13 protein-coding genes are annotated in these 12,661 nt (G+C 71.5%); 8 read left to right on the forward strand and 5 right to left on the reverse strand.

What is annotated here, in order from left to right; translation table 11 throughout:
• Together ACVCAG_RS19740 and ACVCAG_RS19745 are read right to left on the reverse strand one after the other, a co-directional pair.
• Positions 1-1,059 carry a sigma factor gene (locus tag ACVCAG_RS19740; protein WP_440084765.1) on the reverse strand — a complete coding sequence of 353 codons (1,059 nt, stop codon included), beginning with the start codon at positions 1,057-1,059 and terminating at the stop codon, positions 1-3.
• A 130-nt stretch (positions 1,060-1,189) separates the two neighbouring features.
• Complete coding sequence (locus tag ACVCAG_RS19745) at positions 1,190-1,966, reverse strand: DUF1707 SHOCT-like domain-containing protein (RefSeq protein ID WP_440084766.1); 777 nt, start codon at positions 1,964-1,966, stop codon at positions 1,190-1,192.
• A gap of 143 nt (positions 1,967-2,109) precedes the next feature.
• Here ACVCAG_RS19745 and ACVCAG_RS19750 point away from each other — a divergent pair, with 143 nt between their 5' ends.
• The 4 genes from ACVCAG_RS19750 (at position 2,110) to glgX (ending at position 8,384) form a co-directional block, all read left to right on the forward strand.
• Positions 2,110-3,567: an ankyrin repeat domain-containing protein gene (locus ACVCAG_RS19750; protein ID WP_440084767.1), complete on the forward strand. Its 1,458-nt coding sequence runs from the start codon at positions 2,110-2,112 to the stop codon at positions 3,565-3,567.
• Positions 3,568-3,770: 203 nt separating this feature from the next.
• Complete coding sequence (locus ACVCAG_RS19755; RefSeq protein ID WP_440084768.1) at positions 3,771-5,411, forward strand: isovaleryl-CoA dehydrogenase; 1,641 nt, start codon at positions 3,771-3,773, stop codon at positions 5,409-5,411.
• 110 nt (positions 5,412-5,521) lie between these two features.
• Positions 5,522-5,950, forward strand: coding sequence for an OsmC family protein (locus ACVCAG_RS19760; RefSeq protein WP_329083919.1), 429 nt, complete (start codon positions 5,522-5,524; stop codon positions 5,948-5,950).
• Positions 5,951-6,263: 313 nt separating this feature from the next.
• Positions 6,264-8,384: a glycogen debranching protein GlgX gene (glgX, locus tag ACVCAG_RS19765; protein ID WP_440084769.1), complete on the forward strand. Its 2,121-nt coding sequence runs from the start codon at positions 6,264-6,266 to the stop codon at positions 8,382-8,384.
• A 136-nt stretch (positions 8,385-8,520) separates the two neighbouring features.
• Here the strand turns inward: glgX and ACVCAG_RS19770 are convergent, their stop codons facing one another.
• Complete coding sequence (locus ACVCAG_RS19770; RefSeq protein ID WP_447190107.1) at positions 8,521-8,907, reverse strand: hypothetical protein; 387 nt, start codon at positions 8,905-8,907, stop codon at positions 8,521-8,523.
• A 146-nt stretch (positions 8,908-9,053) separates the two neighbouring features.
• On the opposite strand from ACVCAG_RS19770, the gene ACVCAG_RS19775 reads away from it, so the two are divergent.
• Positions 9,054-9,782: a pyrimidine reductase family protein gene (locus ACVCAG_RS19775; RefSeq protein ID WP_440084771.1), complete on the forward strand. Its 729-nt coding sequence runs from the start codon at positions 9,054-9,056 to the stop codon at positions 9,780-9,782.
• A gap of 46 nt (positions 9,783-9,828) precedes the next feature.
• Entirely contained in the window at positions 9,829-10,200 is a 372-nt protein-coding gene (locus ACVCAG_RS19780) for a hypothetical protein (RefSeq protein ID WP_440084772.1), read from the forward strand.
• 155 nt (positions 10,201-10,355) lie between these two features.
• Here the strand turns inward: ACVCAG_RS19780 and ACVCAG_RS19785 are convergent, their stop codons facing one another.
• Positions 10,356-10,856, reverse strand: a complete 501-nt coding sequence (locus ACVCAG_RS19785; RefSeq protein ID WP_440084773.1) for an NUDIX domain-containing protein — start codon at positions 10,854-10,856, stop codon at positions 10,356-10,358.
• A 450-nt stretch (positions 10,857-11,306) separates the two neighbouring features.
• Between ACVCAG_RS19785 and msrB the strand changes: the two genes are divergently transcribed.
• Positions 11,307-11,708, forward strand: coding sequence for a peptide-methionine (R)-S-oxide reductase MsrB (gene msrB / locus ACVCAG_RS19790; protein WP_440064253.1), 402 nt, complete (start codon positions 11,307-11,309; stop codon positions 11,706-11,708).
• A gap of 170 nt (positions 11,709-11,878) precedes the next feature.
• On the forward strand, positions 11,879-12,016 hold the full coding sequence (locus ACVCAG_RS19795; RefSeq protein ID WP_440084774.1) for a hypothetical protein: 138 nt from the start codon (positions 11,879-11,881) through the stop codon (positions 12,014-12,016).
• Here ACVCAG_RS19795 and ACVCAG_RS19800 read toward each other — a convergent pair.
• The gene (locus tag ACVCAG_RS19800) at positions 11,994-12,563 is read right to left on the reverse strand and encodes a hypothetical protein (RefSeq protein WP_440084775.1); all 570 of its coding nucleotides are present in this window, start codon (positions 12,561-12,563) and stop codon (positions 11,994-11,996) included. The genes ACVCAG_RS19795 and ACVCAG_RS19800 overlap by 23 nt on opposite strands.
• Positions 12,564-12,661 lie beyond the last annotated feature (98 nt).

The raw sequence follows: 12,661 nt of genomic DNA on the forward strand, positions 1-12,661 counted from the left end.
TCAGGGACCGCCCGGCGGTGTGGTTCCGCCCTCGCAGGTCAGGCGGACCATCTCTCCGGTGCGCGGATCCAGCTGGCGTACGTTGTCCCGGCAGACCGAGGGGATCATCTCCCGCACCGAGAGCGCCCAATCGAGAGGGAAGGACTTCGCTTCGGCGAGTTGCTCCTCCCATCCCTCGAAGAAGCCGTCCATCTCCTCGACGAGTTCACCGGCCGTCCGGCCGGCCCTGTCGACCTCGCCGGGCAGTACGACCGCGGACACGAACCGCCCCCCGGCCAGGCGATCCCCACCTCGGATCGCCTGGCCGCCCGGGGTCTCCCTGAAGATCGTCATGGGGTATCCGTCGGGACCGGTTCCGCAGAGGTGCCGTCGGGGAGGGCCGTCGCCGATCCAGACGATCGCTCGCCGCAGCGGCCCGGAGCAGTGGACGGTCACCCCCAGCAGCTCGCTCCCGGATTCGATCCGGAGTCTCTCGCGCGTCCCGCCGGTCCTGTAGCCGCCGCTCGCGACCTCGTCCCCGGGGTATGGTCCGCCCAGCGGCTGTGACGTCGTCGGGACGGTGGGGGACGGTCTGGCCATGACGCCGGTCCAGACGTCCAGGTCGTCCGTGACGCCGCCCGCGGGTGTGTTGAGGGCCACCGCGACCGCGCCGCCCGCCACCCAGCGGCGGCGACGCCTGATCGCGCGGACGCGCCGGTGGACGCCGGCGACGATCACGGCCCGCTGCCTGCCGGGAAGTCCGGCCAGGACCTGCCGGACCGCCTCTCGCGTCACCACGGCGTCCACCGTGTCGCCGTCCGGCGCCTCGGGGAGGACCGCGCTCGGCACCTCTCCGCGCCACCTGCGCCGCCACCAGGTGGCGTGGGTGTTGACCAGGATGCGGTAGACGTACGGGTCCGGATCGTCGCCCACCCTCCGCCAGGCGAGCCACGCCTTGGCCAGGGCCGTCTGCAACAGGTCCTCCGCCGTGCCCCGGTCGCGGCACAGCAGGTATGCGGCCCGTAACAGGCGGGCCGAGCGCTGCTCCACGTAGTGCTCGAAGTCAGCCCGATCTCGCATCGGGGATCCTCACTGTCGGTGTGTGTCACCGATCACTACGCCTCGGGGATCCTCGGACGTTGCACGTGTCCCGGAGCTCACCCGCCGAAGGCTCGGAGTCCCCGTGCGGGCGGCGAGAGCGGGGCCGCGTTCAGTGGCGGGGCGGCTGCGGGGGCTGGGGCGGCGCCGGAGGCCACGGGTGCGGGTGCCGCGACCACTCCTGGTGGGAGGGGTGGATCTGGTGGGAGCCCGGTCCGACCTGGTAGGGCCCCGACTCGCCGGTGAGCTCGCCGCGCAGCTCGTTCCACTGCTCCCGCCAGGCGGCCCACGCCTTCTTGAGGGGCTTGGCCTTGGCGTCCCCGACCACCTTGACGTCTCCCATGAGGACGTAGGCCCTGACCCTGACGAGCGGCGCGTTCGTGCCCGGGGGCGCCTCGATGACCTGGACCTTCTTGTCCCCCATGACGGCGATGCCGTCGAGCTCGACGTCCACCCCGTCCGGAACGATGATCTTCACGTCGCCCATGACCGCGGTGGCCATGATGTCGACCACTCCCCCGGTGCGGACCTCGGCCTGGCGCAGGTCCAGCACGACGTCGCCCATCACGGCGACGGCGCCCAGCGGCTTGTCGATCCGCCACGAACCGCGCCGCTTGGAGCTGCCCATCACCGCGACGAACCAGCGCCGCGCCTGGCCGCTCCGCTCCGCCGGGGGCGGGGAGTAGGCGGGCGCGGGCACCGGGTGGCCGCCGGGCAGGTCGGAGGTGACCACCGCCAGCTCGGCCTGGGTGCGGGCGGTGTAGGCCGCCTCGGTGCGCTCGGTCAGCTCCCCGAGGGTCAGACGGCCCTCGACGGAGGCGACCCGCAACGACTCCACGGCGGCTTCCCGCTCCGCGTCCGAGACCCGCATTTCCCCGGGATCATTCATAACTCACAACATATCGCGAGTTGGCCCCATAGAGGATCCCTCGGAAGGAGGAAGCCCGATAAACACATCGGATGACGCCTCGTCGCCGGGCGCGAGGCCGGCGTACGGCCGAGCCGGGGAGGCACGCCATATGATCCGGAGGCATGTACCGAGAACTTCTGGACGCGGTGGCGGCCAACGACGCCGAGCGGGCCGAGCGGCTGCTGCAGGGCGGCACGAGCGCCGACCCCGACGGCGCGGAAGAGCCCACCGCCCTTTACCTGGCATCGAACCGGGGCCGCGTGGCCGTCGTGCGCGCGCTGCTGGCCCACGGAGCCGATCCCAACCGGATCAGCGGTGGTGAGGACGGAGGGCTGCCCCTGTCGGCCGCCGCCGCCCTGGACCGTGTCGAGGCCCTGGAGGCGCTGCTGGCCGCCGGTGCCGACGTGTCGGGGCGGGAGGCCGGCGGGTGGACCGCCCTGCTCTGGGCCGCCGCCAACGGACGGGCCGACGCGCTCCACGCGTTGCTCGCCGCCGGGGCGGACCCCGAGGACTCCAACGAGACCGGCGACACCGCGCTCACCCTGGCCACCCGGCGCGGCGCCCTGGGTGTCGTGCAGGCGCTGCTGCAGGCGGGCGCCGAGGCCGACCGGCCCGACGGCGACGGCGACACGCCGCTGTCCATCGCCTACGACTGGCTGGGCACCCAGCTGGAGAGCGCGCTCCTGGAGCAGCTCACCGAGCAGGTCCCCGAGGACTCGCAGTTCGTCGTGGGCCGCAGCAGGGCGAAGGACGGCACCGACCTGGTGACCGTCGCGGCGGTGGGCCCCGACGGGACCCGCCTGGCCGAGCTCACCTGCCAGCGCGGGCACGCGGCCGTCGCCACCCTGCTGGAGGACGCCACGGGCGAGCGGCTGCCGTTCGACGAGCTGGTCGAGCGGGCGATGCCCTACCGGGACATCGACGAGGAGGCCGAGACCTGGTGGACCGTGGCGAGCTCGCTGAGCGGGCGCGGTGACGGGGAGACCTTCGACGCGGCGGCGCGGCTGTGCTCCAACGAGGATCCGCGCAAGCGGGAGTTCGCCGTCGACGTGCTCGCCCAGTTCGGGTTCACCGGCGACGAGAAGCCCTACCTGGAGGAGGCGCTGCCGATCCTGCGCCGGATGGCGGCCACCGAGGGCGACGAGCGGGTGCTGCGCTCGGTGCTCGGCGCGCTCGGCCACCACGCCGACCCGCGCGCCCTGCCCGAGGTGCTGGAGATCATCAACGCCGACGGCTGGACCCGCACGCAGGCCGACCCCGCCGCGCTGGCCGCCGTCCTGCCTCCGGGCGACGCCGAGGGGCTCGCGCTGCTCATCGCCATGACGGAGGACCCCGACGCGGAGGTGCGCGACTGGGCCACCATGGGCCTGGCGGGCCTGTCGGAGGCCCCGCAGGACAGCGAGCGGATCCGCGACGCGCTGGCCGCCAGGCTCGACGACGAGGACCTGAACACGGTCGCCGAGGCCACGCGCGGCCTGGCCACCCGGGGCGACGCGCGGGCCCAGCGGGGCGCCGACCGCGTGCTCGCCGAGAGCGACGAGGACGACGACTACATCCGCGATCTGGTCAAGAACCCCTGACCCGCGAGCCGGCCGCTCCGCACTCGGGCCCGGTCCCCGCCCCGGCGTCGTCGGGGCGCGGACGGGCCCGTCCCGCGTACGCCGGGGTGAACTTCCGGAGGCCGGTGTCCAACTATGGACGAAAATCGGATATAGACCCCAATAAAGGGCGCTCCCCCTCCGGAAGGGTGTTGAGATAGGCACAGAAGCCGGCGACGAGCCGGATGATTCACCGGAGGCCGCACGTGACCCATGACGTCTTCAACCAGGCTCATCCGCTCACCGGGCACGACGTGTCCGCCGACGCCGCCCTGATGGAGGGCGTGGCCCGCGAGGGCGCGGGGTGGGCCACCGGGGAACTGCGCCGGCTCGGCCTCCTCGCCGGTTCCGAGCAGGCCCAGGACTGGGGGCGGCTGGCGAACGAGCACCCGCCCGTCCTGCGTACCCACGACCGGTACGGGCGGCGGATCGACGAGGTGGAGTTCCACCCCGCCTGGCACGAGCTGATGACCGTCGCCGTCGACAACGGCATGCACGCCACCCCGTGGTCGAGCGCCAGGCCGGGCGCGCACGTGGCCCGCGCCGCCAAGTTCTACGTCTGGGGCCAGGTCGAGGCCGGGCACGGCTGCCCGATCTCGATGACCTACGCCTCGATCGCCGCGCTGCGCCACAGCCCGGCGCTCGCCGCGGACTGGGAGCCCCTGCTCGCCGCCCGCAGCTACGACTTCGGGCTGCGCCCGCCGCTCGGCAAGCGCGGCGTGCTCGCCGGGATGGCGATGACCGAGAAGCAGGGCGGCTCCGACGTGCGCGCGGGCACCACCCGCGCCGAACCGCAGGGCGACGGGAGCTACGTCCTGACCGGCCACAAGTGGTTCAACTCCGCCCCGATGTGCGACGTGTTCCTGGTCCTCGCCCAGGCCCCCGGCGGGCTGTCGTGCTTCCTGCTCCCCCGCGTCCTTCCCGACGGGACCCGCAACGCCGTCCATCTGATGCGGCTGAAGGACAAGCTGGGCAACAGGTCCAACGCCAGCGCCGAGGTGGAGTACCACGGCGCGACGGCCTGGCTGGTGGGCGAGGAGGGCCGGGGGCTGCGGACCATCCTGGAGATGGTGAACATGACCCGGCTGGACTGCGTGATCGGCTCCGCGGCCGGCATGAGGTACGGCGTCACGCAGGCCGTCCACCACGCCGGGAACCGCGGCGCGTTCGGCAGGAAGCTCGCCGACCAGCCGCTGATGCGCAACGTCCTGGCCGACCTGGCCCTGGAGTCGGAGGCGGCGACCGTCCTGATGACGCGGCTGGCCGGGGCCACCGACCGGGCCATCGCCGGCGACCAGGCCGAGGCCGCGCTGCGCCGCACCGCGCTGGCCGTGAGCAAGTACTGGGTCTGCAAGCGCGCCCCGGTCCACGCGGCGGAGGCGCTGGAGTGCCTGGGGGGCAACGGCTACGTCGAGGAGTCCCAGATGCCGCGGTTGTTCCGCGAATCGCCGCTGAACGGCATCTGGGAGGGGTCGGGGAACGTCGCGGCGCTGGACGTGCTGCGCGCCCTGGGCCGCGAGCCCGAGGCCCAGGAGGCGTTCTTCGCCGAGGTCGCGCTCGCCGCCGGAGCCGACCGGCACCTGGACGCCGCCGCCGACCGCCTGCGCAAGTCCCTGGACGACACCACCGACCTCGAGATCCGGGCCCGGCGCGTCGCCGAGGACATGGCGCTGGTGCTGCAGGGCTCCCTGCTCGTCCGGCTGGCCCCCGCGGCCGTGGCCGACGCCTTCTGCGTCTCCCGCCTGTCCGGCGACGCGGGCCGCGCCTTCGGCACCCTGCCCACCGGCCTGGACCTGGACGTCCTCGTCGAGCGCGCCTCGTTCTGAACTCCGGCCCTCCGGGTTCCGGCGCAACGGGTGCTCCGGGACACGGCCGGGTCACGGCGCCGAGTAGGGTCGGTCATGGCCAACGGTTCATGATCGAAAGGACAATCGCCATGGCGACGACACGTACCGCGACGACTCAGTGGAAGGGCGCGCTGCTCGACGGTTCGGGCAGCGTCTCCCTCGACTCCTCCGGGGTGGGCACGTTCGACGTGTCCTGGCCCTCGCGCGCCGAGCAGGCCAACGGCAAGACCTCCCCGGAGGAGCTCATCGCGGCCGCCCACTCCTCGTGCTTCTCGATGGCTCTCTCCCACGGGCTGGCCCAGGCCGGCACCCCGCCCCAGACCGTGGAGACGAAGGCGGACGTGACCTTCCAGCCGGGCGAGGGCATCACCGGGATCGTCATCTCGGTCCGCGCCCAGGTTCCCGGCCTGACGGCCGAGCAGTTCCAGGAGGCGGCCGAGACCGCCAAGGCGAACTGCCCGGTGAGCAAGGCCCTCTCGGGCACGACGATCAGCCTCAACGCCGAGCTGCTGAGCTGATCGCGGCCCTGCCTCCGCGATCGGGCTGACCGCGGTCGAACCGTCCCTCCGGGCGCTCACCACGGGTGGGGTGCCCGGAGTGGACGGTCGCCTCGAACCGGTCACCGAGGGTGGCCGGCGGCGGGCCGGCCACGACGCCTTCGCGGCCACGCGTACCCCTCCGGTCACGCGTGGTCGCACGGCGTGCACGGAAAAGGGTAGGTACGGAAAGCACTCCATACCCCGGATACGAAACTCCTCAATACCACCTTAAAGTGACAGGGGCGAGATACAGCCTGCACAAGGGAGCCGGACCAGAGGAGAACGGGGTCACATGCGCGCAGTCTGGCCGGGAGAGTCCTATCCGCTCGGCGCCACCTGGGATGGCGTGGGTGCCAACTTCTCACTGTTCTCCGAGGTAGCGGAGCGTGTCGAACTCTGCCTTTTCGGAGACGACGGCCGTGAGGAGCGTGTCGAGCTGACCGAGGTCGACGGGTTCGTCTGGCACGGCTACGTCCCGGGGATCATGCCGGGGCAGCGGTACGGCTACCGCGTCCACGGCCCCTACAACCCTTCCCAGGGGCACCGGTGCAACCCCTCCAAGCTGCTCCTCGATCCCTACGCCAAGGCCGTCGAGGGTGACCTGAAGTGGAACGAGGCGATGTTCTCGTACCAGTTCACCGATCCCGGCACCCGCAACGACGAGGACACCGCCCCCTTCATGCCGAAGAACGTGGTGATCAATCCGTTCTTCGAGTGGGGCAACGACAGGTCGCCCCGGACCCCGTACCACCAGACCGTGATCTACGAGGCGCACGTGCGCGGGCTCACGATGCGCCATCCCGCGGTGCCCGAGGAGCAGCGCGGCACCTACGCGGGGCTGGGCCACCCGGCGGTCATCGACCACCTGCTGAGCCTGGGCGTCACCGCGGTGGAGCTGATGCCGGTGCACCAGTACGTGCCCGAGCACGCGATGGTCGCCCGGGGGCTGACCAACTACTGGGGCTACAACACGATCGCCTACCTGGCCCCGCACGCCGCCTACTCCGGCTCGGGCCAGCGCGGCGAGCAGGTGCTGGAGTTCAAGGCGATGGTGCGGGCGCTGCACGAGGCGGGGATCGAGGTCATCCTCGACGTGGTCTACAACCACACCGCCGAGGGTGACCACATGGGGCCCACGCTGGGTTTCCGCGGCATCGACAACCGGTCGTACTACCGCCTGCACGACGGCGACCGGCGCTACTACCTCGACTACACCGGCTGCGGGAACTCCCTCAACGTCCGCTCGCCGCACGCCCTCCAGCTGATCATGGACTCGCTGCGCTACTGGGTGCTGGAGATGCACGTGGACGGCTTCAGGTTCGACCTGGCCTCCGCCCTCGCCCGCGAGCTGCACGACGTCGACCGGCTGAGCGCCTTCTTCGACCTGATCCAGCAGGACCCGGTGATCTCCCAGGTGAAGCTGATCGCCGAACCGTGGGACGTGGGGCCCGGCGGCTACCAGGTGGGCAACTTCCCCCCGCTGTGGATGGAGTGGAACGGCAAGTACCGCGACAGCGTGCGCGACTTCTGGCGCGGGAGCGGGTCCGCGCTGCCGGAGTTCGCCTCCCGGCTGACCGGGTCCGCCGACCTGTACGCCATCTCGGGGCGCCGCCCGGTGGCCTCCATCAACTTCGTCACCTGCCACGACGGGTTCACCCTGACCGACCTGGTCTCCTACGACCGCAAGCACAACGAGGCCAACAAGGAGAACAACCGCGACGGCACCGACGACAACCGGTCGTGGAACTGCGGCGCCGAGGGCCCGGTGGAGGACCCGGAGATCGTGAGCCTGCGCCGGCGCCAGCGCCGCAACCTCCTGGTCACCCTGTTCATCTCCCAGGGCGTGCCGATGTTGCTGGCCGGCGACGAGTTCGGCAGGACCCAGCGCGGCAACAACAACGCCTACTGCCAGGACAACGAGATCTCCTGGATCGACTGGTCGCTGGTCAACACCGAGGGGGAGCTCCTCGACTTCGTCAGGGGCCTGTCCAAGCTGCGGCGCGAGCACCCCGTCTTCCAGCGGCGCCGTTTCTTCCACGGCCACAAGGCCGACGACGGGACCCGCGACATCGTCTGGCTCACCCCGGCCGGCGAGGAGATGTCGGCCGGCGACTGGCACACCGGCTACGCCAAGTCGCTGACCGTCTTCCTGAACGGCGACGCCATCACCGAACCGGGCACGCGCGGCGAGCGGATCACGGACGACTCCTTCCTGCTCCTGATCAACGCCCACCACGAGGACATGTCCTTCAACCTTCCCGAGGCGAAGTACGGCAAGCGGTGGCAGCGCGTGCTGGACACCGCGGACGACGGGCCGGCCGAGGCCCCCTTCGCCGAGGAGTCGTGGCCGGCCGAGGCCTCGGTGGAGGTGACCGCGCGCTCGGTGCGGATCCTGCGCTGCGCGCGCCTGTAGAGCGCTTCGAGGCCTCTCGCGCGTCCTGGGATCCTTCTCCCGTGCCCTGAGATCCCTTGGCGGCTTGAGGCCTTTCAGGCGTCTTTCCAGGTCTCCTGGGTGCCCTCGAAGGTCCCTTGGGCGCCCTTGAGGCCTCTCAGGCGCCGGACGCGACCGCGGCGGTGAGCAGGACGAGCACGAAGGTCACCACCCCCACGGCGCCGTGCAGCAGGACGGCGACCATGGGAAAGCGCTGCTCGGCACCGCGGGCGTGGCGGCCACCGCCCAGCCAGCGGGTGAACATCGTGAAGCCCAGCAGCGCGGAGGCCGAGAGCACGCCGAACGACAACCAGGCGAAGAGCGGATCCAGGGTGAGCACGTGGACGACCCAGCAGGCCAGGGCGGAGACCGCCAGGACCGGATGAGCGAAGATCAGCAATGTCGGAAACCGAGTGACCTTGGTCGCCTGCTGGCGCAGCCCTCCCCCGGAGAGCCACAGGTACAGCAGGTAGATCCCGACCATCGCGGTGATCAACCATGTCACGATCGCGACAAGCCCCACACAGCCCTCCCCGTGTCTCCAAGGATGAATCATGTATCGGGAGCCGTCCGAAGTCACTACAAGCCGTCACAACCGTTATCGACCATGCCGGGAAAGCTCACAGACCGCCTTCGTGCGAAGGTAGGGCGATGCGCCTCATCCATCCCGAGACCTCTGCCGAGGTCGACCTCGCGCGGGCCTACGCCTACCCGGCCGGTCCCTGTCTCCGGATCAACATGGTCGCCAGCGCCGACGGCGGGACCTGGCTGAAGGGATTGTCGGGCGAGCTGTCCGGCAGGGGCGACCGCCACGTCTTCTGGGTGCTGCGCGGGCTGGCCGACGTCATCGTGGCCGGGGCGGCGACCGTACGGGCCGAGGGGTACGGCCCGGCGCGGGTCAGGCCGTCGTGGCGAGGGCTGCGCGAGGGCCGCCCGGCCGTCCCCCCGGTGGCGGTGATCACCCGCGGGCTCGACCTCGACCTGTCGGGCCCGCTGTTCGCCGAGGCGGAGCCGTACGCCCGGACGATCGTCATCACCTGCGAGGCCGCGCCCAGGGAGCGTCGCGAGGAGGCCGCCAGGCACGCCGACGTGATCGTGGCCGGGGACGAGCGGGTGGATCCGGCGCTGGCGATGCGGGAGCTCGCCGAGCGCGGCCTGACCCGGGTGCTGTGCGAGGGCGGCCCGAAGGTCAACGCCCAGCTGGCCGCCGCGGACCTGGTCGACGAGCTCTGCCTCACGGTGAGCCCGGTGCTGATCGGCGGGGACGCCGCCAGGGTCCTCGACGGCCCGTCCTCGCTCGCGCGCCTGCGCCTGGCCCACGTCCTGGAGGACGAGGGGTTCCTCTTCACGCGGTACGTCCGGCGGCGCGAGGGGTCGTGACGCCGTTCGTATGGACATCCCGACAAAGAAACGATATATCTCGAATATGCCTCGAACCTCTTCCTCCGGTGACGAACTGCGCGCCTCGCTCGAGGCCCGCCGGCACCTCGGGCCGGAATACGAAGACTCCCTCGTCGAGGGTTTCCTGGAGAAGGTGGACCAGGAGATCGACAAGCGGGTGGACGACCGGCTCGCCGCCCGCGCACGCACGGAGAGCCCCGGGGTCCGCCCCTCCGTGGACGCCGGGCAGCGGCTGGCCCTGGCGATCATCTCCCTCGGGCTCGGGGTGCCGGGGACGATCGCGGTGTCCTACTCCGGCCTGGGCGACTCGCTCCTCGGGTTCATCCTGGTGCTCATGTGGGTCGGGATCGTCAGCGTGAACATGTCGTTCACCCTCGGGCGGCGCCGCCAGGGCTGACCTCCGGCTCCGCCTCCGCCGCCCGCCCGGCTCCCGCGGCCCCCGCCGGGCAGGCGCGTCCGGGAGGCTTCCGCGCACGGCCGGACCCCGTGGCGGGCGAGGAGGCTTCCGCGGCGCCGTCATCGGCGGGGTGAGGCCCCCGGGCACGTACCCGGTCAGGCGTGCGCGGCCGACCAGCCGAGGTGGGGGGCCGCGCGGGCGAGGAGGCCCGGCAGCGCGGGGTGAAGGCCGGTCGGCAGCTCTCCCTCACCGAACCAGGTCAGGTTCCCGATGCGGTCAGGCTCCGACGGCGTGACCTCCCGCGGATCGACCAGCACCGCGAACTGGACGGACACCCAGTGCGTCAGCAGCCCGCCCGAGGTCCGCCTCACGTTGGCCACCCCCACCTGGACCACGTCCAGGGCGGTGGCGCCGAACTCCTCGCCGACCTCGCGCCGGACGCACTCCTCGAAGTCCTCGCCGAACCCGAGCTCGCCCGCCCCCGAGTCCCACACCTCACGGCTGTCCCTCGCCCCGGGACCACGCAGGTGCAGGAGGATCCGGCCCTCGCCGTCGTGACAGACGAAGCTGCAGCTGACCCCGATGTGGGAACGGCCGGCCGGGCGGGGGTCGACGGGGGCCGCATCGTGGTCGTGGTCGTGGTCGCGGTCGCTCAAGGGAGCCCGTCCTGGGTGAGGGGAGGCGCGGGCGTCCGCCCGCCGGTCGGGACCAACCGTAGACCAGCCGAAAACCGGGCCGTCGCGGCGGGACGGGAACCGCCTGAGAACGGGTAGGTCCGCCCCGGAGCCGCCACGGCGGCGGGACCGGGCACTCGACGGGACGGACCGCACAATCACCTGCCGTACCCACCGGTGTCCGGGCGCTGGCGCGCCACCCGGACGGCGGCATTGTGGCCGATCCGCGGTACGCGGACGACCGGCAGATGATTTCACCCCTCAACGGGAAGGTGAACCACCCTCCACACCATTAAAGACGCCAAAACGGTCATCAAAGGATGCTTCGCCTATCAAGATTTTTTCCGGGCGTATCAGCCGGGCGTACGTGCCAGGCGCCCGACGCCGGGACTCGCCCCTCCGCCCGCTTCGGCGACCGCATAGGCTGGTGGAATGGACAAGGTGGTAAAGAGCGACGCCGAATGGCGCGTCCAGCTCTCTCCCGAGGAGTTCCGCGTGCTCCGCCAGGCGGGGACCGAGCGTCCCTTCACCGGCGAGTACGTCGACACCAAGACAGTGGGCGTCTACAGCTGCCGGGCCTGCGGCACCGAACTGTTCCGGTCCGATACCAAATTCGACAGTCATTGCGGCTGGCCCAGCTTCTACGAGCCGTCGAAGTCCGAGGCCGTGACGCTGATCGAGGACCGCTCGATGGGCATGACCCGCGTCGAGGTCAGGTGCGCGACCTGCGACTCGCACCTCGGCCACGTGTTCCACGGCGAGGGCTATGGGACGCCCACCGACGACCGCTACTGCATCAACTCCATCTCGCTGAGGCTGGAGCCCGTCGAGTAGGCTACCGGCTCACCTGTGGAAGGCCCCGCCGGACCGACCTCCGGCGGGGCCTTCCCGCGCTCGGACGGCCGCCTCGCTCCGTCCGGAGGTTAATCGCCTCCAGGAGGGGCAGAGCGAGATGACGCGTAGTGCTCGGACACATCCGTAGCGTGTTCACCTAAGGAGCTCCCGTGCATCTCCGCCACAGATGGGAGATCATCGAGACCATCGGCCGGGTGGTCACCCAGCGCTGCTCGATCTGCGGCAGGACCAGGGTCCGGGTGACCCCGGCGCCCCCCGCGTCGACTATCGCGGACTCGGGTAGGTGAGGCGGCAGTCGGCGTCGTCGGGGCCGAGGACGTTGGCCAGGACCGGGTTGCCGTTCTCCCCGAACTCGGCCTGGACGAAGACGACGGGGCTGGGCATGCCGAGCTCTCCGACGAGATAGTCGACGCCCGCCTCGCAGAGCTTGATCGCCTGCTTCGAGTTGTCCGCCGTCTCCGGCAAGTCTGTATATATCCGCAGATAGCCGCCGACCATGCGGATGTCCTTGATCCGCTTGGTCACCTTACGGCTCTCGAAGTAGGCCACCGCCTTCTTGTCGGTGTGCCTGGAAGGCCCCGACGCCTCGGTCTCCCTGTCCTTCTGGCGTTTCTTCTCGGCCTTGGCCCGCTTCTCGGCCGTCTCCTCGCTCCCCTCACCCTTCCCGTCCACATCGGCGGCGACCACCGTGCCGGCCGCCGGGGCCCCGGGGGGCGCCATGGCGGCCACGCCGCCGGGAACCGGCGCCCGAGCCGTCCCGCCCGCGGGGGCCGCCCCACCGGAGAACCACCCGCTCACCGCGAGGGCCCCCACCGCGAAGGCGACGACGGCCACCGAGACCTCGAGAACGTGCGAGCGAGACTTCTTCCTCCGGCGCCCCCGAGCACGCCGCCTGGATCGTGCCAGACCTTCGCCCCTTTTCACCCTTGGCC

The organism is Streptosporangium sp. G12, assembly GCF_052983175.1.

Coding starts and splice junctions, on each gene's coding strand:
- ACVCAG_RS19740 (WP_440084765.1), bottom strand. CDS start 1,059: ATGCGAGATCGGGCTGACTTCGAGCACTACGTGGAGCAGCGCTCGGCC.
- ACVCAG_RS19745 (WP_440084766.1), bottom strand. CDS start 1,966: ATGAATGATCCCGGGGAAATGCGGGTCTCGGACGCGGAGCGGGAAGCC.
- ACVCAG_RS19750 (WP_440084767.1), top strand. CDS start 2,110: ATGTACCGAGAACTTCTGGACGCGGTGGCGGCCAACGACGCCGAGCGG.
- ACVCAG_RS19755 (WP_440084768.1), top strand. CDS start 3,771: ATGATTCACCGGAGGCCGCACGTGACCCATGACGTCTTCAACCAGGCT.
- ACVCAG_RS19760 (WP_329083919.1), top strand. CDS start 5,522: ATGGCGACGACACGTACCGCGACGACTCAGTGGAAGGGCGCGCTGCTC.
- glgX (WP_440084769.1), top strand. CDS start 6,264: ATGCGCGCAGTCTGGCCGGGAGAGTCCTATCCGCTCGGCGCCACCTGG.
- ACVCAG_RS19775 (WP_440084771.1), top strand. CDS start 9,054: ATGCGCCTCATCCATCCCGAGACCTCTGCCGAGGTCGACCTCGCGCGG.
- ACVCAG_RS19780 (WP_440084772.1), top strand. CDS start 9,829: ATGCCTCGAACCTCTTCCTCCGGTGACGAACTGCGCGCCTCGCTCGAG.
- msrB (WP_440064253.1), top strand. CDS start 11,307: ATGGACAAGGTGGTAAAGAGCGACGCCGAATGGCGCGTCCAGCTCTCT.